The 20016-nt window shown below is 66.7% G+C and carries 19 protein-coding genes; 6 read left to right on the forward strand and 13 right to left on the reverse strand.

Annotated elements, in window-relative coordinates; genetic code table 11:
- The 5 genes from A5777_RS06025 to mqo all read right to left on the reverse strand — a co-directional run.
- Positions 1 to 583: cobyrinate a,c-diamide synthase (locus tag A5777_RS06025; protein ID WP_156529292.1), on the reverse strand; the 583-nt coding region annotated here is incomplete at its 3' end.
- A 19-nt stretch (positions 584 to 602) separates the two neighbouring features.
- On the reverse strand, positions 603 to 1220 hold the full coding sequence (gene cobO, locus A5777_RS06030) for a cob(I)yrinic acid a,c-diamide adenosyltransferase (RefSeq protein WP_064861978.1): 618 nt from the start codon (positions 1218 to 1220) through the stop codon (positions 603 to 605).
- A gap of 32 nt (positions 1221 to 1252) precedes the next feature.
- Positions 1253 to 3286 carry a VWA domain-containing protein gene (locus tag A5777_RS06035; RefSeq protein ID WP_064861979.1) on the reverse strand — a complete coding sequence of 678 codons (2034 nt, stop codon included), beginning with the start codon at positions 3284 to 3286 and terminating at the stop codon, positions 1253 to 1255.
- Positions 3283 to 3756 (reverse strand): GNAT family N-acetyltransferase, encoded by a 474-nt coding sequence (locus A5777_RS06040; RefSeq protein WP_064861980.1) that lies wholly within the window; start codon positions 3754 to 3756, stop codon positions 3283 to 3285. The genes A5777_RS06035 and A5777_RS06040 overlap by 4 nt, the downstream gene beginning before the upstream one ends.
- A 40-nt stretch (positions 3757 to 3796) precedes the next feature.
- A complete protein-coding gene (gene mqo, locus A5777_RS06045; protein WP_064861991.1) occupies positions 3797 to 5329 on the reverse strand; it encodes a malate dehydrogenase (quinone) in 1533 nt (510 codons plus the stop codon).
- Positions 5330 to 5511: 182 nt separating this feature from the next.
- On the opposite strand from mqo, the gene A5777_RS06050 reads away from it, so the two are divergent.
- The gene (locus A5777_RS06050) at positions 5512 to 6585 is read left to right on the forward strand and encodes an alpha/beta hydrolase (protein WP_442903015.1); all 1074 of its coding nucleotides are present in this window, start codon (positions 5512 to 5514) and stop codon (positions 6583 to 6585) included.
- Positions 6582 to 7997, forward strand: coding sequence for a mycothione reductase (locus tag A5777_RS06055; protein WP_064861981.1), 1416 nt, complete (start codon positions 6582 to 6584; stop codon positions 7995 to 7997). Before A5777_RS06050 ends, A5777_RS06055 begins: the two co-directional genes overlap by 4 nt.
- 105 nt (positions 7998 to 8102) lie before the next feature.
- Here the strand turns inward: A5777_RS06055 and A5777_RS06060 are convergent, their stop codons facing one another.
- From A5777_RS06060 to A5777_RS06070, 3 genes are all read right to left on the reverse strand, one after another.
- Positions 8103 to 8939: an alpha/beta fold hydrolase gene (locus A5777_RS06060; protein WP_082933561.1), complete on the reverse strand. Its 837-nt coding sequence runs from the start codon at positions 8937 to 8939 to the stop codon at positions 8103 to 8105.
- Positions 8940 to 9037: 98 nt separating this feature from the next.
- Positions 9038 to 10597, reverse strand: a complete 1560-nt coding sequence (locus tag A5777_RS06065) for a cobyric acid synthase (RefSeq protein ID WP_064861982.1) — start codon at positions 10595 to 10597, stop codon at positions 9038 to 9040.
- Between the two features lie 4 nt (positions 10598 to 10601).
- On the reverse strand, positions 10602 to 11000 hold the full coding sequence (locus A5777_RS06070) for a winged helix-turn-helix transcriptional regulator (protein WP_064861983.1): 399 nt from the start codon (positions 10998 to 11000) through the stop codon (positions 10602 to 10604).
- Positions 11001 to 11158: 158 nt separating this feature from the next.
- On the opposite strand from A5777_RS06070, the gene A5777_RS06075 reads away from it, so the two are divergent.
- On the forward strand, positions 11159 to 11878 hold the full coding sequence (locus A5777_RS06075) for an SDR family oxidoreductase (RefSeq protein ID WP_064861984.1): 720 nt from the start codon (positions 11159 to 11161) through the stop codon (positions 11876 to 11878).
- 313 nt (positions 11879 to 12191) lie between these two features.
- On the opposite strand, the gene map is transcribed toward A5777_RS06075, so the two are convergent.
- From map to A5777_RS06090, 3 genes are read right to left on the reverse strand one after another with little or no spacing between them, the layout of a single operon-like run.
- Positions 12192 to 13055, reverse strand: a complete 864-nt coding sequence (gene map / locus A5777_RS06080; protein ID WP_064861985.1) for a type I methionyl aminopeptidase — start codon at positions 13053 to 13055, stop codon at positions 12192 to 12194.
- Positions 13052 to 13642, reverse strand: coding sequence for a zeta toxin family protein (locus A5777_RS06085; protein WP_064861986.1), 591 nt, complete (start codon positions 13640 to 13642; stop codon positions 13052 to 13054). Before A5777_RS06085 ends, map begins: the two co-directional genes overlap by 4 nt.
- Positions 13639 to 14016 carry a TA system antitoxin ParD family protein gene (locus A5777_RS06090; protein WP_005204930.1) on the reverse strand — a complete coding sequence of 126 codons (378 nt, stop codon included), beginning with the start codon at positions 14014 to 14016 and terminating at the stop codon, positions 13639 to 13641. The genes A5777_RS06085 and A5777_RS06090 overlap by 4 nt, the downstream gene beginning before the upstream one ends.
- 210 nt (positions 14017 to 14226) lie before the next feature.
- Here A5777_RS06090 and A5777_RS06095 point away from each other — a divergent pair, with 210 nt between their 5' ends.
- The 3 genes from A5777_RS06095 to A5777_RS06105 are packed head-to-tail and all read left to right on the forward strand — an operon-like array spanning position 14227 to position 17104.
- Positions 14227 to 15240 carry a heme/hemin ABC transporter substrate-binding protein gene (locus A5777_RS06095; protein ID WP_442903016.1) on the forward strand — a complete coding sequence of 338 codons (1014 nt, stop codon included), beginning with the start codon at positions 14227 to 14229 and terminating at the stop codon, positions 15238 to 15240.
- The gene (locus A5777_RS06100) at positions 15237 to 16316 is read left to right on the forward strand and encodes a FecCD family ABC transporter permease (RefSeq protein ID WP_064861988.1); all 1080 of its coding nucleotides are present in this window, start codon (positions 15237 to 15239) and stop codon (positions 16314 to 16316) included. Before A5777_RS06095 ends, A5777_RS06100 begins: the two co-directional genes overlap by 4 nt.
- A complete protein-coding gene (locus A5777_RS06105) occupies positions 16310 to 17104 on the forward strand; it encodes a heme ABC transporter ATP-binding protein (RefSeq protein WP_064861994.1) in 795 nt (264 codons plus the stop codon). Before A5777_RS06100 ends, A5777_RS06105 begins: the two co-directional genes overlap by 7 nt.
- A gap of 66 nt (positions 17105 to 17170) precedes the next feature.
- On the opposite strand, the gene A5777_RS06110 is transcribed toward A5777_RS06105, so the two are convergent.
- Both A5777_RS06110 and A5777_RS06115 read right to left on the reverse strand, forming a co-directional pair.
- Complete coding sequence (locus A5777_RS06110) at positions 17171 to 19006, reverse strand: penicillin-binding transpeptidase domain-containing protein (protein ID WP_064861989.1); 1836 nt, start codon at positions 19004 to 19006, stop codon at positions 17171 to 17173.
- A gap of 49 nt (positions 19007 to 19055) precedes the next feature.
- A complete protein-coding gene (locus A5777_RS06115; protein WP_064861990.1) occupies positions 19056 to 19892 on the reverse strand; it encodes a GNAT family N-acetyltransferase in 837 nt (278 codons plus the stop codon).
- Positions 19893 to 20016 lie beyond the last annotated feature (124 nt).

The following is a 20016-nucleotide window of genomic DNA, read 5'->3' on the forward strand; positions in this document are numbered from 1 at the left end:
CCTGAAGGCGCGAGTCGCGACGCAAGACCCCGAGGACAGGCATCCCGACTCGCGCACACGCCTGTCGCAGCACCGCCTCGTGTCGCGGGGAGCCCACCCGGTTGAGCACCACGCCCGCGATCCGCACCGACGGCTCGTAGCCGACGAAGCCGTGGAGCAGTGCGGCGAGCGACTGACTGTGACCCGCGGCGTCTACGACGAGAACGACCGGTGCGTTCAGCAGTGTGGCGACATGCGCCGTGGAGCCCATACCGATCGGGTCCATCTCGGCGGCATCGTCGGCGGTGATCCTGCCGTCGAAGAGTCCCATGACTCCCTCGATGACCGCGATGTCGGCGTCGGCAACTCCGGCCGCGAACAGGGGCCCGATCAGGTCGGCTCCGACCAGGTTGGGATCGAGGTTGCGGCCGACACGTCCCGCGGCGACCGCGTGATAGCCGGGATCGATGTAGTCAGGGCCGACCTTGAACGGCGCAACGCGACGCCCTGCCCTGCGTAGCGCGCCGATCAACCCGGTACTCACGGTGGTTTTGCCGCTACCCGACGACGGCGCGGCCACGACCACTGCGGGGATCGAGGTCATGTCGCCCTCGCCCTGCGGCTCACCACTCGATTCCCTTCTGGCCCTTACGTCCCGCGTCCATCGGGTGCGCGACCTTGCGCATCTCGGTCACCAGGTCGGCAGCGTCGACCAGTGCGTCGGGAGCACGACGTCCGGTGATCACCACGTGTTGGCGACCGGGTCGGTCGACGAGTGTCCGCACCACCTCGTCGGTGTCGATCCATCCCCAGTCGAGGGGGTAGGTGAACTCGTCGAGCACGTAGAAATCGTGCTGCTCGTCGGCGAGACGGCGGGCGATCTCGTCCCAACCGGCGCGTGCCGCCGCGGCGTGGTCGTCGGCGACGTCGGCATTGGCGCGCAGCCACGACCAACCCTGCCCCATCTTGTGCCATTCGACGGGCCCGCCGATGCCCTGTTCGTTGTGGACCTCGCCGAGCGCGGCCATCGCGGACTCTTCTCCCACACGCCACTTGGCGCTCTTGACGAACTGGAAGACCGCCACCCGCAGGCCCGCGTTCCACGCGCGCATGGCCATTCCGAACGCCGCCGTCGACTTTCCTTTGCCGTCACCGGTGTGCACGGCGAGTACCGGCTGCTGTCGACGCTGCCGGGTGGTCAACCCATCGTCGGGAACCGTCTGCGGAACACCCTGGGGCACAGTAACTCTCCCTACTCTCGCGCGGACTCTGATCAGGCGGCCGACGCGCGCGACGGACGCCGGTCGGTCGCGGGAGCCGACAACGCCGCCACCGACAGGTCGTCCATCCGCATCGTCCGCGCCCCGAGGCGCACGGCAAGATCCGCGGCGAGTCCGAGTCGGACCACGCCCTGCTCACAGTCGACGACGACACTGTCGATACCGTTGCGCCGAATTCGCTGCGCCGCAACGGATGCGCGCCCCGCAGCGTCCGGTCCCGCGGTGGCCCTGCCGTCGGTCAACACGACGAGCAGCGGTCGACGTCGGGGCTCGGCACGGCGGGCACGCTCGATGACACGTTGTGCCTCGATCAGCCCTTCCGCCAACGGGGTTCGGCCACCGGTTCTGATGTCGGCGAGCCGTCGCACAGCGATATCGACGGATTTCGTCGGCGGCACGGCAAGTTCTGCACGCGATCCGCGCGCCACGATCACCGCGACCCGATCGCGCCGGGTGTACGAATCGCGCAGCAGGTCAACGCATAAGCGGCTCACGGCGCTCAGTCGCCTGCGTGCCGTCATCGACCCGCTCAGGTCGACGACGAACACCACCAGATTGCCCTCCTGCCCAATGCGTTGTGCCCCACGCAGATCGACCGGTGCGACCGATAATCTCTCGGGCATCAACGTCGATACCTCGGCGGCGGCCACCGAACGCCCTGCGGCGCGCAGCACTGTCCCGAAGAGATGAATGGGCCCACCGTGCGCGAAGTCGGTGTCGGCCACAGTGTGTCCGCGACGGCTTCGTGCGCGTGAGCGCTTACCGGGATCGCCATCGCCGACGCCGTCGGCCCGCAGGCGACGCACGCGCACACCAGAACTCGACGCCGCGGTGCCGAACATCTGCCCGCGCGGCGGTTGCTGCGACTGCCCGGACACTTCCTGGTCGACCGGCTCGGCACTGGAATCCTGTTGGGGTCCAGCGGGATCGGAGTCAGCGGGCGACCCGTCGAACGACTCCTCGCGCTGCTCGGACGCGGGAGCACCGTCGGGCCCGTCGGGGTCCGGCTCGGGCTCTTCCGGTGGACCCGCGGCGTCGTCGCCTGCGGACAGCGCGTCGTCGAGTTGCTGCTCGGACATGCCCGACTCGTCGAAGGGATCTCGTCGACGCCGGTGTGGCAGTGCGAGTTCGACGCCGACGCGCACATCCTCCTCGGTCACCGACGTGGACCCGCGCAGTGCCGCATGTGCGGCCGCGGTGCGCGCGACGACGATGTCGCCGCGCAGTCCGTCGACGTCGAGGTGTGCGCAGATGCCTGCAATGCGTCGCAGTTCTCGCTCGCTGATCTCGACGTTTCCCACAGACCCGCGCGCGGCGGCGATCCGGTCGGCGAGCGCGCGCTCGTCGTCGGCATACCGCTCGACGAAGCGATCGGGATCGGCGTCGAAGTCCATCCGGCGTCGAACGACCTCGACACGCTCGTCGACCTCACGCGCCGCGGTGACGTCGACGGCCAGCCCGAATCGGTCGAGCAGTTGCGGACGCAGTTCTCCCTCTTCGGGATTCATCGTTCCGACGAGTACGAAGTCGGCCGGCTGGGTGTGCGAGACACCGTCACGCTCGATGGTCACGCGTCCACTGGCCGCGGCGTCGAGCAGCACGTCGACCAGGTGGTCGGCCAGAAGATTGACCTCGTCGATGTAGAGCACTCCCCCGTCGGCACGCGCCAGCAGGCCAGGCGTGAACACCGCCTCACCGTCGCGCAGTACGGCCGTCAGGTCCAGCGAACCGACGACGCGATCCTCGGTGGCGCCGATGGGGAGTTCGACGACCCTGCCCGTCGGCGATTCGCTGACGCCGTCGTGGGCCGTGCCCCCATGCGCGATCAGCGGTCCGAGTCCGCGCACGATGGTCGATTTGGCCGTCCCCTTCTCGCCGCGGATCAGCACACCGCCGATACCGGGAGACACCGCACACAGGATCAGCGCCAACTTCAGTCGCTCCTGCCCGACGACCGCGCTGAACGGGTATCGAGCGGGTGTGGCGCCGGTGCTCGCCGGAGCTGCGACAGCGTGCCTGCCGCTCATGAGCGCGTGCTTCTGGCAGGCCGAATCATCGAGACGTGCGGGATGCCGTCCTCGAGGTACTCCTCGCTGTCGACGACGAAGCCGAACTTCGCGTACATGTCGATGAGATAGCTCTGCGCCTCGATACGGCATGGGTGCTCGCCGACCTCGGCGAGCGCTGTCTCGATGAGACGCGCGGTCATGCCCTCGCCCCTGCGAGAACGATCGGTGCACACACGCCCGATCCGATAGAGCTCGCCGTCACCGGGCGCCCCGGAATCCTCCAGGAGCCGCAACGTCGCGACCACACGCCCCTCGTCGTCGGACACCCAGAGCTGGCGGGTGGCGGGTTCGAGATCCCGACCGTCGAGCTCCGGGTACGGGCAGGACTGCTCTACGACGAAGACGTCGACGCGCAATCGCAGGATGTCGTACAGCGTCTCGACGTCGAGGTCGGCCGTGTAACTGCGATGAAGCTGCCCAGAGGTCATGGTGTCGTGACTATCACACCGACAGCACGCACGTCACAACTCAGCCTGCCGGCGCGGGCTCGACGTCGGCGTCGGCCGGGGCCGCGACGGTATCGCGACGTAGTTCGAGACTGCTGCTCGTCCAATCCCAGACCTGGTGGAAGAGGTCGGCGTTGTCGGAGAGCTTCTTGCCGAACGACGGGATCATCTCGGTCAGCTTCGGCGTCCAGCGCTCGAAATCGGCCGGGAAGCACTGCTCGAGCACTGAGAGCATCGCCGGAACCGCCGTCGACGCGCCGGGCGACGCGCCGAGCAGACCTGCGAGCGTGCCGTCTCCGGCAGCGACGACCGCCGTGCCGAACTCGAGCTTGCCGCCGACGCCGTCTTTGTTCTTACGGATGACCTGCACACGCTGACCTGCGGTGATCAGCTCCCAGTCGTCGCCGATGGCGCGGGGCACGAACTCACGCAGGGTGTCGACGCGATCGGCGGAGCTCGCGGCGAGCTCGCCGATGAGGTACTTGAGCAGGCCGAATTCCTGCGGTGCGATCGAGAGCATCGGCAGTACGTTGCCGGGCTTGACCGTGCTCAGCAGATCCGTCATCTTGCCGCTCTTGAGGAACTTCGGCGACCATCCGGCGTACGGCCCGAACAGCAGACCCTGGCGATGGTTGATGACACGGGTGTCGAGGTGCGGCACCGACATCGGCGGCGCGCCGACGGCGGCCTGGCCGTACACCTTGGCGTGGTGCTCCTCGATGAGCTCGGGATTGTTGCAGCGGAAGAACTCGCCCGAGACCGGGAAGCCTCCGAAACCCTTTGCCTCTTTGATGCCGGATTTCTGCAGCAGGTGCAACGCACCACCGCCCGCGCCGACGAACACGAACTTGGCGTGCACGGTCCACTTCTCGCCGGTACGGACGTTGCGTACCTTGACGATCCAGCTTCCGTCGGACTGCTTGCTCAGGTTGGTCACGGAGTGACCGAAGTAGATGTCGCCACCCTTGCCCACAAAGTTGAGGAGCTTCTGGGTGAGCGAACCGAAGTCGACGTCGGTGCCCTCGGTGAACCAGTTCAACGCGACCGGGTCCGAGAAGTCACGACCCTGCGACATCAGCGGGAGTCGTGCACTGAACTCGCCCGGATCGGTGATGTACTCCATGCCCTCGAAGAGAACTTCCTTCGAGAGCGCGTCGTAGCGCTTGCGGAGGTAGTCGACGCCCGCGTCGCCGTGGGTGAAGCTCACGTGCGGAATCGGATTGATGAACTCCGAAGGGCGGGAGATGATGTCGTTGTCGACCGCGTAGGCCCAGAACTGTCGAGAGACCTGGAACTGCTCGTTGATGGCGATCGCCTTGGTGATGTCGACGCCACCGTCTGCGGTCTTCGGGGTGTAGTTGAGCTCGCACAACGCCGAGTGGCCGGTGCCCGCGTTGTTCCACGGGTCACTGCTCTCTCCGGCCGCGGCATCGAGCCGTTCGAAGAGGCTGATCGTCCAGTCAGGCTGCACCTGCCGCAGCAGCGCACCGAGGGTGGCACTCATGATGCCGGCGCCCACGAGCGCAACGTCCGTCTTGATCACCGATTCAGACAACTCGGACCCCACTTCAGACTCCACTCGACAACACTGTCTTGTGTTGCGGAGGACGAATCCTCGTCCACGTCGACCATTGTTCCCCATGAGTGTGTGTGCGCCCGAATCGCCTCCGCCAAGTGTGGGCCGGATGACACTTGCGTGCGCGCGTCGCATGCGCCTTTACAGTGGAAATCGTGACGGTGTCCCCAGAGTCGGCCACTCGGCAGTCGACCTCCTCGGTGCAAGACGATTCCGCTGACCGCGATTCCGGTTGGCAACCCGACGGTTTCCTCGACCACTACGAGGTTTGGACGTTTGACCTCGGTCCCGACCCGGACGGCGAGGGTCCCATCACCGCGACCCTGGTTCGCAAGCCGATCGCGCCGGCGGCCGCAACCAAGGGCGCCGTCCTCTACGTCCACGGATTCACCGACTACTTCTTTCATGAGCCCCTCGCCGATCACTTCCATGACCGCGGGTACGCGTTCTACGCGCTGGATCTACGCAAATGTGGACGGTCCCTGCTCGACGGGCAGACTCCGCATTTCGTCCGCGACCTCGCGGCCTACGACCTCGAACTCGGGCTCGCACTCGACGCGATCGCCGACGACTTCACCCCTGACACGCCGGTCCTGGTCGCTGCGCATTCGACAGGCGGATTGATCACCCCGCTGTGGCTCGATCGGCTCCGCGCCACATCGCCCGAGCGCCACGCACGCGTGTCCGGGCTGCTGCTCAACAGTCCGTGGCTCGACCTGCAGGGCAAGCCCGTGCTGCGCACCTACCCGGTGACGATGCTCATCAAAACCCTTGCGGCCGTGCGGCCGTTCGAGACACTCAGCCGCGAACTCTCCGCGGCGTACGGCGAGAGCCTGCACGTCGACTCCCACGGAGAGTGGGCATACGACCTCACGAAGAAGCCACTCGGCGGCTTCCCTGTCACGTTCGGATTCCTCAACGCGGTCCGCTCGGGTCAACGCCACCTTCATCACGGCATCGACGTCGGAGTGCCGACACTAGTCTTGCGCTCGGACGCAACGAAGTTCGCCAAGAAGTACTCACCCGCCGTCGATGCGGTCGACGTCGTTCTCGACGTCACGCAGATCGCGCAGTGGAGCGGCAGTCTCGGCGGTCACGTCACGATCGCCCCCATCGCCGGTGCACGCCACGACGTGTTTCTGTCCGTCGAGTCGGCGCGCACACAGGCCTACACCGAGGTCGATCGGTGGCTCGACACCATCGTCGACCCCTCTCCCGCGAGGAGCGCATCGTGACCGCATCACCCGACACCCGATCAGCCACGCAGACAGTCGATCTCGCCATCATCGGGAGCGGAAGCGGCAACTCGATTCCCGACGACCGCTTCGCCGAGAAGCAGATCGCCATCTTCGAGGAGGGCATCTACGGCGGGACCTGCCTCAATGTCGGGTGCATCCCGACGAAGATGTTCGTCTACCCCGCAGAGATCGCCGACATCGCCTCCGACGGTGACCGTTTCGGCGTTCATTCCCGCGTCGAGGGCGTCGACTGGCCGGCGATTCGCGACAGGGTGTTCGGGCGGATCGATCCCATCTCGACCGGCGGGCTGCAGTACCGCGAACTCGACTGCGACAACATCACCGTGTACGCCTCGCACGTCGAATTCGACGGCCGCGACGACGGCGGCCTGTACCGACTCGTGACCGCCGACGCGCTGGTACTCGCCCGCGAAGTGGTGATCGCGGCGGGTTCGCGTCCGGTGATACCGGCAGGCATCACCGAGTCGGGCGTGACCTACCACACCAACAACGACGTGATGCGACTCCCCGACCTTCCAGAACGCATGATCATCCTCGGAAGTGGTTATATCGCAGCCGAATTCGCGCACGTCTTCGGATCGCTCGGCACACAGGTCACGATCCTGGCGCGCGGTCCGAGGCTGCTCCGCAAGCTCGACACCGAGTTGTCGACGCGGTTCACCGACATCGCGAGCGCCAAGTGGGACGTCCGGCTCGAGCGCGACCTCGTCTCGGCCGAGAATCTTGCAGCCGGCGGGGTCCGACTCACCCTCGGCGACGACGAGATCGTCGAAGCCGACGTCCTCCTCGTGGCGACCGGGCGAGTATCCAACGGAGACCGACTCGGCATCGAGACGATCGGCCTCGACCTGACCGACGACGGCCGGGTCGACGTGGATTCGCACGGTCGTACAGGTGCGCGTGGAGTGTGGGCACTCGGCGACGTGAGTTCGCCGTTCCAGCTCAAGCACGTGGCAAACCACGAGGAGCGCGTCGTGCAGGCCAACCTACTCAAGGGTTGGGACGCACCAGATCTCGACACCTTCCAGCACGACGTGGTGCCCGCGGCGGTGTTCACCCACCCGCAGGTCGCGGCGGTGGGCTTGACCGAGTTCGAAGCGCGCGACGGCGGCCACTACATCGCGGTCAAGGTGCAGGAGTTCGGCGACGTCGCTTACGGCTGGGCGATGGAGGACACGACCAGCGCGTGCAAGGTCATCGCCGACCGCGAGACCCACCGCCTGCTCGGAGTCCACATCATCGGCCCACAGGCGCCGACGCTCATCCAGCCGGCGATCCAGGCGATGAGCTTCGGCCTCGGCGTCGAGGAGATGGCACGCGGGCAGTACTGGATTCACCCGGCCATGCCGGAGGTGCTGGAGAACGCGCTGCTCGGGCTGGAGTTTTGAGGCGAGAAATCCCGCTCAGAACACCACCGAGCGCAGCGAGGTTCGTCAGAACACCACCGAGCGCAGCGAGGTTCGTCAGAACACCACCGAGCGCAGCGAGGTTCGTCAGAACACCGCCGAGCGCAGCGAGATCTCGCTGGCCAACTCCTTCGCGGCCTTCTGCGGAATCCAGTGGTCGATGCCGGGCAGTTCACAAAACCGGTAGTCGCCGTAGACGTAGCGGCCACTCCCCTGCGCCTGCGCCCGGCCGAGCGCGGTGTCGCCGTCGCTCCACACCAGGGTGGTGGGGATTTCGATCGGCGGGCACGAGAGAGTCGCGGCGACGTCGCCGGTGAAGTTGGCGCGGTACCAGTTGAGTCCTGCCGTCAGAGCCCCCGGTTCGAGTAGCGGGGCCAATTCCTCAGCTGTCACACCTGCGCGACGTAGCAGCACCCCGTCTCGCGCAAGGAGCATCTCCTCCGCACCCTCGGCGATGAAATCCTTGATGTACGCCGACTTCTGGCGCTGATCGTCGGAAGCGTCCGGGTCTTTGATCGCATCGCGCATCGCCGACGGATGGCCCGTGCTCGCCACGATCAGTCCGGTGAACCGGTCGGGATGCTTACCTGCGAGGTGCCAGGCGACGATTCCACCCCAGTCGTGTCCGACGAGAATCGCGTACGGCACGTCGAGTGCATCGAGTACGCCGAGAGCGTCGTCGACGAGCGCGTCGAGCCGGTAGGCGTCGACGCCCTCGGGACGCGCCCCCGGGCTGTAACCCCGCTGATCGACCTGGATGGTCCGAAGGCCAGACTCGTGCAGGCGGTCGGCGACGTCGTCGTAGCAGGAGCTGTTCACAGGGAAGCCATGCAACAGCAGCACCCACGGGCCGCGGTCAGGACCGCCGACGCGAACGTCGAAGGTCAGGTCGCCGACTGTGATCTCGCGCCGCTCAGTTTCCACTCCACCAACCCTAGCGGCGGGACCGCCGATGAATCAGCGGGTTGAGCCGGGTCACAGGTTGCAAATCTCACTACTTCCGGACCCGCTGCCCCCGACGTTCACCGGTGCCCGTCCAGGTAGTGGGCAATCGTCGGCGCCCGTCGCGTCGCGCCGCCGCCGATGATGTCGCAGATCGCGGCCATATCGAGGTGCGCTGTCACCAGGTCAGCCATGAGATCGAGTTGCCTGCCCCGGATCGCGGCGACGTCGGTGTCACCTGCCGGTTCAAAGTGCTTACCCGCGCCTGCGGCGACCTCGCGCAGGTAGCCGCGCCGGAACTCATTCGACGCCAACAGCCCGTGCCAATGTGTGCCCCGGACCGCACCGCGACGGGCACCCTCCGGCCCCTGCACAGCATCGTCGATCCACGACGCCTCCGCCGAGTCGACGACCCTGCCGTGATGGATCTCGTACCCGGTGACCTCGACGCCGTCGACGACGCCGGTCGTCGTGCGCAGCACCTTGTCGGGCTCGAATCGAACGTCGACGTCGAGCAGGCCGAGACCGTCGACAGCGACCCCGCCGGCGGATTCGACCGGGTCGACGATCCTTCTGCCCAACATCTGGAAGCCGCCGCAGATGCCGAGGATCGCGCCGTGCCGTGCGGCGCGTTCGGTCAGCGCGACGTCGAGTTGGCGTTCACGAAGCCACGCGAGGTCGGACACCGTCGCGCGCGTTCCCGGTACGACGACCAGGTCGGCGGTGCGCACCGACGTCGGGTCGGCGACCCAGGTGACATCGACACCCGGTTCGCAGGCAAGCGCCTCGACGTCGGTGGAGTTCGAGATGCGTGGCAACCGGATGGCGGCGACAGTCAGCCGCTCGGACGCGCCCGAACCCTCACTGTGTGCGCCTGCGGCTTCGGGCGGACCGACCCTGCGTCCCACCGGCGCGGCCAACGAGTCCTCGGCGTCGATCCACAGATCGTCGACAAACGGGAGCACGCCCAGCGTCGGGCGACCGGTCAGCGCGCTCAGGGTTTCCAGGCCGGGGTCGAGGATCGTCTGGTCGCCGCGGAACTTGTTGATCACGTACCCGGCGATCAACGCCTGGTCGTCGGGGTCAAGGAGTGCGGTGGTGCCGAACAGGTGCGCGAGCGATCCGCCGCGGTCGATATCGGACACGAGGATCACCGGTAGGTCTGCCGATCGCGCCAGACCCATGTTGGCGATGTCGGAGTCGCGGAGGTTGATCTCGGCGACCGATCCTGCACCTTCACAGATGACGACGTCGAATTCTGCACGCAGAGAAGCGAGTTCGTCGGCGACCACCTCACGCAGCTCCGCTCTGCGGGTGAGGTAGTCACGCGCGCCCACATCGCCTGCGGGCTGCCCGCGGACCACGACGTGCGAACGTCGGTCGCTTCCCGGTTTCAGCAGCACCGGGTTGAATCGAGTCGACGGTGCGAGTCCGCATGCCGTGGCCTGCAACGCCTGCGCACGACCGATCTCACCGCCATCGAGCGTGACGACCGAATTGTTGGACATGTTCTGCGCCTTGAACGGCGCGACGCGCACTCCCTCGCGCACGAGCGCTCGACACAGTCCGGCCACGACGAGGCTCTTGCCCGCGTCGGAACTCGTACCCCCGACGAGGAGCGCTCCGCGTAACTCCGTCACCGGCTCACCCTATCGGGGCGCTCCCGTCGGTCCGCGTCGGCGCGAGATCGTCGACGAAACGTCGGTGCGCGTCCTCGACATCGGGGACGTGATCCTCCGCCCACGCCCGCACGGCCGCCAGCGGCACCAACAGCGACCGACCGAGATCGGTGAGCTGGTACTCCACGTGCGGCGGCTGACCACCGAAGTCGAGACGGTCGACGAGTCCGTCGTAATTCAGGGCGCGCAGGGTTTCCGTCAACACCTTCGGGGTGATGCCCTCGATATGCGCCTTGAGCGCGCTGAACCGCATCGGGCCGTCGGAGAGCGCGGTGACGACGAACACCGTCCAGCGCGCCCCGATCCGGTGCAGCACAACCCGACTCGGACACGTCGCTGCCATCACGTCGTACGCCTTGGCCATCTCGTCCTCTCCCCGCAGTCGGCTATGCCGTCAGTTGCCTCCACCAGCACCGCTCGACTCCTGGATCTGTGCAGTTCGTCGACGATTTCGTTGAAGATACCGGTATCAAATCCATACCGTTGTCGATGTTCAGCTTACCGATCTGAAGGGACCACGCCATGAGCGCACACCTGTCCGGCACCACCGTCCTCGTCGTCGGAGGTGCCAAGAATCTCGGTCTGGCGATCGCACGCCGAGCCGACGCCGCCGGAGCGTCGGTGATCATCGGCGCGCGTGACATCGATTCCGCAGAGAAGTCGGCTGCAGAGCTTCGCGACGCACGCGGGATCGCGTTGGACGTCACCGAAGAGCAGTCGATCGCCTCGGCCGCCGCCGATCTCGGGGCCGTCGACCACATCGTGAGTACCGCTGCGGCACATCACAACGTGCCCGTCGCCGAACTCGATCACGATGCGACGGCCAAGGCGTTCGACGCCAAAGTGATCGGACCGATGTTGCTGGCCAAGCATTTTGCGCCGCAGATGCCGCCGAGCGGATCGATCACCCTGTTCTCCGGTGTTGCCGCATGGAAGCCCGCGCCGGGCTACTCGGTCATGGGCATCACGAACGGAGCGGTTTCGTTCGCGGTCAGCCATCTGGCCAACGAACTGAAACCCATTCGCGTGAACGCGATCTCGCCCGGAATCATCGACTCCGGAACCTGGGACGCGATGCCCGACGCCGACCGAAGCGCGTTCTTCGACGATGTCGCGGGAGGCACTCTCGCCGGACGCGTCGGCACCGTCGACGACATCGTCAACGCCGCCGAATGGCTGCTCACCGCCGGATTTGTGTCCGGGGAGACCATCCACGTCGAAGGCGGGGCGCGCAGCGCCTGATCGGCCCACACCAGCGTCCTGCACGCAGACATCGCATGGTAGGAACCGTTGATGCCGGCGATCGTCAATGGCGTGACGTGGATGTCGACTTCCGTGCTCGTACTGGCGCCCGTCACCGTCGCCGTGAGGGTCTCGCAGGTGCTCACGAGTTGCTCAAGGTCAGACGTCAACTCGGGATTCGCAGACTTCTCGACCGATGCCGAGTAGTTGACCAACTGGGGGTTGGCCGTATGGGGGTTGGCCGTATGGGGGCTGGCCCACGTCTCGACTCCTCACACCATCACAAGCGCCATCGCCTGATCCGGGCGAAACACTACGCGTCGGGAATCGTCAGAACCTCTGCGCCCTCGTCCGTGACGACCAGCGTGTGCTCGAACTGTGCGGTCCACTTCTTGTCTGCGGTGACGACGGTCCAGCCGTCGTCCCACATCTCCCAGGGCAGGCCGCCGAGGTTGATCATCGGTTCGATCGTGAACACCATGCCGGGTTCGATCACGGTGTCGACGTTGGGCTGGTCGTAGTGCAGCACGACGAGCCCGTTGTGGAATGTCTCGCCGATCCCGTGTCCGGTGAAATCGCGAACGACGGTGTAGCCGAACCTGTTCGCGTACGCCTCGATCACCCGTCCGATGACGTTGAGCTCACGACCGGGCTTGACAGCTTTGATCGCACGCTCGGTGGCAATTCTGGTGCGCTCCACCAGATCCCGCACCTCCTGCGAGACATCGCCCGCCAGGAACGTCGCATTGGTGTCGCCGTGCGCGCCGTCGATGTACGCGGTCACGTCGATGTTCACGATGTCGCCGTCTTCGATGACCGTCGAATCGGGGATGCCGTGACAGATGACCTCATTGAGAGACGTGCAGCATGACTTGGGAAAGTCTTTGTAGCCCAACGTCGATGGGTACGCACCGTGGTCGATCATGTACTCGTGTGCAATACGGTCGAGTTCGTCGGTGGTCACACCGGGGGCCACAGCCTTGCCCGCCTCGGCGAGCGCGTTGGCGGCGATCTTCGACGCCACACGAACCTTCTCGATGACCTCGGGGCTCTGCACCCACGGCTCGTGGCCCTCGTTGACGGTCGGCTTCCACACATATTCGGGACGCTCGATGGAGTCGGGCACCTGACGGATGGGTGTCGGCTTTCCTGGTCGAAGAGCAGTGCGCACGGTCATACCTCCAGACTAGGCTCTGTGATCTCGACCAGTTCGTGGGGCGCCCACGACGGCCACTGCGCGGTGCCCGCGTGGTCGCCGTCGACGAAGCGCGCGACGATCCGCGTGGTGTCGGGAGCCGAGTTGTCGTACACGGTCGCGTGATCGACCATGCCGATCGCAGCAGACACCAGCGACCACAGACGCTCATACCTGCCGCGGATCTTGTCCTCCGGCACGAAATGCCCACCTTCGACGACCCGTTCGGCGACACGTGCCACCGAGAGATCGACGGGAACGAGTACGACGTGGAGGACGACGACGTAGCCCGATCGTCGCGCGCGGGTTATCAGGTGCAGCTTCGACGGATGAGAGAAGACGGTCTCGGCGACGAACGACTCGCCCTGCTCAATCAGCGTCTCGCGGATCGTCGAGGCGATCCGGGCTGCCTCATAGGAGTGCGCCTCGGGAGCGTCGGGCCAGCGCTCGCGGGCGATCACGTCGGCATTGACGAACACGCTGCCCGGTAGGAGCGGCGCGAGGCGCTGCTCGACGAACGTCGTCTTACCAGCACCGTTAGGCCCGACGACGAGGTCGAGCCGCTTCACAGAACGATCTGCGTACCGTCAGGCAGATGCTTCACGACGCGGCCCTGGTCGTCGAGTGCGACCGTCGCGAGACCGCGAGCCGCACGATCGGCGACGTGATTGCCGGTGGCGAGCGACTCCTCGAGCGATGCGGCGATCTCCGCGTTGAACACCGCCCCCTCCTCGATCGACAGATCGCCGAGCGGGAGCCGTCCGGCGAGTGCGGCCTCGACTCGACGGCGGGCGACCTGCCGCTGGTCGGACACCTCACGACCGACCCGCACCCAGTGCTCGAGTTGCTGTCGCGCAGAGCGCTGTTCGCGTCGACCCTCCGACGCCGCGGCGTCGACGAGCTCCGACGAGAAACGAGTTACCTTGTCGGCGACGTTCGCCATGTCTCCTCCTGACCTCGAAGTCTCGTCCTGACCACGAACCTCTACCCAGTGTAGCAATCTGCTACGGCCAGAGCTGGTCGAGAGCCAGATCCGTCGGACGCCCCAGTCGATGCGACGACTAAGGTGAGACTAAGCCGACGCATTGCCCCAGGTGGCACGAATGACATGTCGGGGAAAGCGGGAGGTCGCGGGCGATTGAGGTCTTCACGGGTGCTCGCGGTGTTGCTGGGAGCGCTGGTCGCGCTTGTCGCGGGATGTAGCACCGCACCCATCCAACAGTCGACGAGCAGTTCGGTTGCCGCGACCGCACATCTGCGCAACGGACCGTCGACGGCGACGCTTCCCGACCCCGACGTCGTGCCGGTCACCACGACCCCGGCGATCACGCTGCCGACGACTGTCGACTCCGTCGGACACGGCACGGTTACGGTCGCCGACACCAGCCGCATCATCGCGATCGATCGCAACGGAACGCTTGCCAACACCGTGATCTCGCTCGGTCTCGGATCGCGGGTGGTCGGCCGCGACACGTCGACGACGTTCCCGTCAGCGTCGAAACTCCCCCTCGTCACGACCAACGGACACACGCTCAGCGCCGAGGCGGTTCTCGCGCTGAACCCCACGGTGGTGCTCGTCGACGAGGACACGACACCGCCCGGCGCCGTCGACCAGATCCGCAACTCCGGCATCCCGGTTGTCGCGTTCACCTCCACTCGAACGATTGCCACCACCCCCGCCCTCATCCGCGACGTCGCCGCCGCCCTCGGTGTCCGGCAGGCCGGTGAGCAACTCGTGACGCGGACCGAGAAGGAGATCGCCGACGCCCGAGCAGCGGTGCCCAATCCGTCGGGCAATCCGCGCATGGCGTTTCTCTACATCCGCGGCCCACGACTGGTGCTCATGTCCGGACCGCAATCGGGGGCCGATGATCTGATCGCAGCGCTCGGCGGCACCGACGCCGGGACCGCATCGGGGCTCAAGCCCGGGTTCACCCAGGTCACCACGGAAGCACTGCTCACCGCGAACCCCGATGTGATCCTCGTGATGACCCAGGGGGCCGACTCGGTCGGCGGACTCGACGGCGTCCTCGCGCTCCCCGGTGTCTCGCAGACCAGTGCGGGCAAAGCGCATCGTGTCGTCCAGATGGACGAGACCGAGATGCTCTCGTTCGGACCCGACACCGGGAAGGTGCTCGGCGCGCTCGCCCGGGCCATCTACGTATGACCCTGCAGCGCTCACCGTCGCGATCGCGACATCTCACCACCCACGGCGGCCGCGCATCGGGTGTCGTCGTGATCGTGGCGCTCCTGGTGTTGACCGTCCTGGTGGTGATCACGTCGGCGGCCGTCGGGCAGGTCAGCGTGTCACCCGTCGAAGTCCTCGGCAGCCTCGCACACCACCTTCACCTGTCGATCGGACCGCTTCCGGCCGACATCGGTGAGTACACGCTCTGGAACGTCCGCTTCCCCCGAATTGTCATGGGCCTCATCGTCGGTGCCGCGCTCGGTGCGGGCGGGTGTCTCATGCAGGGCGTCCTGGCAAACCCCCTCGCCGAGCCCGGCGTCGTCGGAGTGTCGTCGGGAGCCGCCGTCGGCGCGGCACTGATGATCGTCGTCGGAGGCGTCGGCGTGAACGGGTGGGCACTCGCCGCTGTCGCGTTCGTCTTCGCGCTCGCCACCTCCGCAGCGGTGTACGTACTCTCGCTGCGCGACGGCTCGTCGTCGCCGATCATGTTGGTACTCACCGGGATCGCCGTCAACGCTTTCGCACTCGGCATCATCGCCTACCTCACATTCATCGCGTCGACGACGGCCCGCGAGCAGATCGTGTTCTGGCAACTCGGCTCACTCGAGGGCATCGGCTGGGGGCCGGTGTGGGTGGCGCTGCCGCTCGTCGTCGCGGCCGTCGCGGCGTCGTTTCTGTTGGTGCACAAGCTCGATCTGCTCGCGCTCGGCGAGGTGCAGGCCGCGTCGCTCGGCGTGAACGTCGAGGTGGTGCGTCGGCAGGTCATCGTCTTGGTGGCCATCCTGACCGCGGCCGCCGTCGCGTTCACCGGCATCGTGATGTTCGTCGGACTGATCGTGCCGCACCTCATGCGGCTGATCGTCGGACCAAGACATTCGATCTTGTTGCCCACCAGCGTCATCGGCGGCGCACTGGTCCTCGCTGCCGCCGATCTCGCGGCCCGGACCGTGATGCCTCCCGCGAGCCTGCCGCTCGGCCTGTTCACCTCGATCGTCGGCGGGCCGGTCTTCTTCCTGCTCCTACGCCGGAGTCGGAATGCGGGAGCCGGCTGGTGAGCGCTGACACCCCGACAACGGCCGGGCTGCTCGGCGAGCACATCGACGTCGAGCTCGGCGGGCGAACCGTGGTCCGCGACGTCACCCTGGAGGTCGCGCCTGGCGAACTCGTCGTGCTGGTCGGCCCCAACGGATGCGGTAAGTCGACGCTGCTGTCGGTGATGGCGGGTCTGCGAACTCCGCAGGCGGGCCGTGTGACGGTCGGCGGCGTCGACATCGGCGGAATGCACGCACGGGATCTGGCGCGGGCACGCTCGCTGGTGACCCAGCAGAATCGTCCGGATACGCCGTTCACGGTCGCGGAGGTCGTCGAAATGGGTCGGTATCCGTGGCTGCGTACTCCGCAGGCCGCCGACTCACCGCGGATCATCGCCGAGTCGATGCACCTGTGCCATCTCGACGACATCGCCGAGCGCCCATTCGGACAGCTCTCCGGGGGCCAGCAGGCGCGCGTCTCGCTGGGTCGTGCGCTCGCACAATCGACCCCGATCATGCTTCTCGACGAACCGACCGCGGCCCTCGACATCCACCATCAAGAGGGCGTCCTCGACATCTTGCGCAGCCACCGCGACAACGGCGCCGCCATTTTGCTTGTGGTCCACGACCTTTCACTCGCCGCCGCCTACGCCGACCGCGTGGCCCTGATGAAGGAGGGCCATCTGCTGGCGGTCGGCTCGGTGCGCGACGTGATGACCGCGGACCGACTGTCGGAGACCTACGACCACCCCGTCGAGATCTGGGACCACCCCGAGACCGGCCAACCGGTGATCATCCCGCGGCGCCGCTGAGCCCGGGGTACCCACTCGATCGCGGGGTACCCACTCGACCCCGGGTACCCTCTCGACGTCGTACCGCTAGGGGCGGGTGGCCGTCGCGTAGCCCGGAGGCAGGAAGTTGAAGAAGTCGCGGGTCACCGCGACGGCGTTGTTCGAGTCGGCGCCGCGGACGACGAGTGTCGCGAAGGCGAGGTCGCCGCGGTAGCCCGCGAACCAGGCGTGCGATCCACCGTCGAACTCGGCTTCACCGGTCTTGCCATAGATCTCGCCCTGTTCGGCGATCGTCGTTCCCGTTCCCTCGGTGACCACCGCACGCATCATGGGGCGGAGCTTGTCCACGACGCCAGGTTCGAGGGCAGGCGTCGGTCCGGTCACCGTGGTGGGCTTGCCGAGGATGAGTTGCGGGACAGGACGTTTGCCGTCGTTGGCGACGGTCGCCGCCACCAGGCTCAGCCCCAGCGGGCTGACCAAGACCTTGCCCTGACCGAAGCCGTCCTCGCTCCTGGCCACGAGCTCGTTGGCGATCGGGACGGACCCGGACACGGCGTCGAGGCCCGCGATCTTGTACTGCTCCCCCACGCCCATCGCCGCTGCCGTGTTGGCGAGGTCCGACGGCCCCATCATGCTGGCGAGATGGGCGAACGTCGTATTACACGACGCCGCAAACGCTTTCAGCATCGTCACGGTGCCGAGTGAGAATCTGTCGTAGTTCGGAATGGTTCGCGGACCGATCTCGATCTCACCCGGGCAGGGAACGAGCGAATCCGGTTGTGCCAGATCGCGTCTGATCGCCGTGGTCGCGGTGACCATCTTGAACGTCGAACCGGGCGGATACAGCCCGGTGGTGGCGATGGGTCCGCTCGTATCGGCGGCTTGGTTCTGCGCCACTCCGAGAATGCGTCCGGTCGACGGCTGAATCACAACCATCGCGATCTGAAAACGGTTGGTGGCGTTGACTGCCCGCTGTGCGGCGTCCTGGACGGCGCGCGACAGGCTCAACGAGATCGACGGCGCCGGTGTGGCGGCGTGGTCGGTCAGGACGTCCGCGTCGAGTCCGTTGGGGTTGACCGTGACGACCCGCCAGCCGACGTTGCCGTCGACCTCGCTGTCGACGACCTTCTTGACCTGAGACAGCAGTGCGGGCGCGAAACCCGGGTCCTTGGAGACGAGCTCGGCCTGCTCGTTGGTGACGACTCCGGGAATCGCCAATTGGTCACGGAGACGGTCGAACTGTGCGTGGTCGAGGCGCGTGATCGGATACTCGCCGTCTGTGGCCGTCGAATCTTCGGCGATCTTCTGCGCGTTGAGCGACATGCCCGTCGCGTTGAGTGCAGCGGTCAGGCGGGTCACCGAATCGGCGACGGACCCCTGCTCCGCAGCCTTCTTCGCGTCGAAGTTGACGCCGACGACCGTTCCGTTGACCATCACCTGCGAGCCGTCGGCCTCGTTGACCGTCGCTCGCGGCGCCTCGACGATCCGCATCGACAAGCGTTGGTTCGCACCGAGATCCGGGTGTACGTCGGTCGACGTCCAGCGGACCGACCAGCCGGAATCGCTCCGCCCCATCTTGACCGTGGCCGGGTACGTCCATTCGCGACCGCGGGGCAACTTCCAGCGATAGGTGACGTCGATGTCGGCGGTGTCGCCGTTGATGTCGGCACGACCGGCCTCCGCTGTCATCGAGGTAGCACCCAGTCCCGACCACGCACCCCCGAGTCCCTGCGCAGCCTGACCGGGATTGTCGGTCAGCGCCGCGGCGGCGTCGACATCCCGCTTGCCGAACTCCTCGAGAAAGTGCTGTGCCGCCTGACGCGGACCGTCATCCGCCGAGGTACAGGCGGTGGCCCCGACGATGAGCGCAGCACTGATCGCCACGGGAATCAGGGAAGCGACGCGACGTCTCAAAAGCACCATCGGTAGCTGATGATAGGGCCGCGAGGACCACGCGCCGGGGAGGCTCGCCCTAGTCGACGAGGACGGTGGCGAACGTGCCGACCTCGGTGAATCCGATCCGCTGATAGACCGACCGTGCCGGGAGATTGAAGCTGTTCACGTACAGACTCGGAATACGGCCCTGTGCCTGCACCGCCGCGGCCACCGCAGCGGTGCCCCCCGCCCCGAATCCGTGTCCCCTACGCGCCGGATCGACCCAGACTCCCTGGATCTGGCCGACTCGGCGTGAAAGAGAACCGATCTCGGCTTTGAACACCACCGCGGAGCCGTCGAAACGTGCGAACACCCGCTGCGCCGAGATCAACGCGGCCAGACGTCGACGATACGACCGGCCACCATCCCCCGCGCAGGGGTCGACCCCGACCTCCCCGATAAACATTTCCACGGCAGCGGGAAGGTAGACGTCGAGATCGTCGAGGGTGACCAGGCGCACGCCCGGATCGGGTGCAACCAGCGGCGGACCCGACAGCGCGAGCAGCGGCTGCGCCGGTCGGACCTCGCGAGCGGGACCCCACGCAGAGCACAGCCGATCCCACATGGCGAGCACGTGTTCGGAGTCGCCGACGATCGACGAACAGACCCGCGAACTCGACAGGGCGCGCTCGGCAAAGTAGGTCATGTCGGCGCTCGTACCGAGCAGCGGGATGAGGTTGGCGCCCGAAAAGCACAGCGACGTGGCGGGATCGTCGGCGGTCCACAGTTCGCCGCCGAGGAGCCTCGGGTCGATACCGTGCGTCTCGAAGCGGGCAGCAACCATGCAACTGGCGACCGGATCGGCATTGAGGACGCGCGCCACCACGGGGGCGTCGCGTGCGCCGAGCGGTTTGTCGCCCAACAGCCTCAGCACGTCATTCCTCCATCGACCCGGGGGTTACGTTCCGACGACGTGCCGACCCGGTCGCCAATAGAGCAGGGCCAGCCGACTGTCGTCAGGAAACGGTCACGGTAGGTGATCCCACCGCACCCTCACC

The sequence above is a fragment of the Gordonia sp. 852002-10350_SCH5691597 genome, from assembly GCF_001665715.1.
Taxonomy (GTDB): domain Bacteria; phylum Actinomycetota; class Actinomycetes; order Mycobacteriales; family Mycobacteriaceae; genus Gordonia; species Gordonia sputi.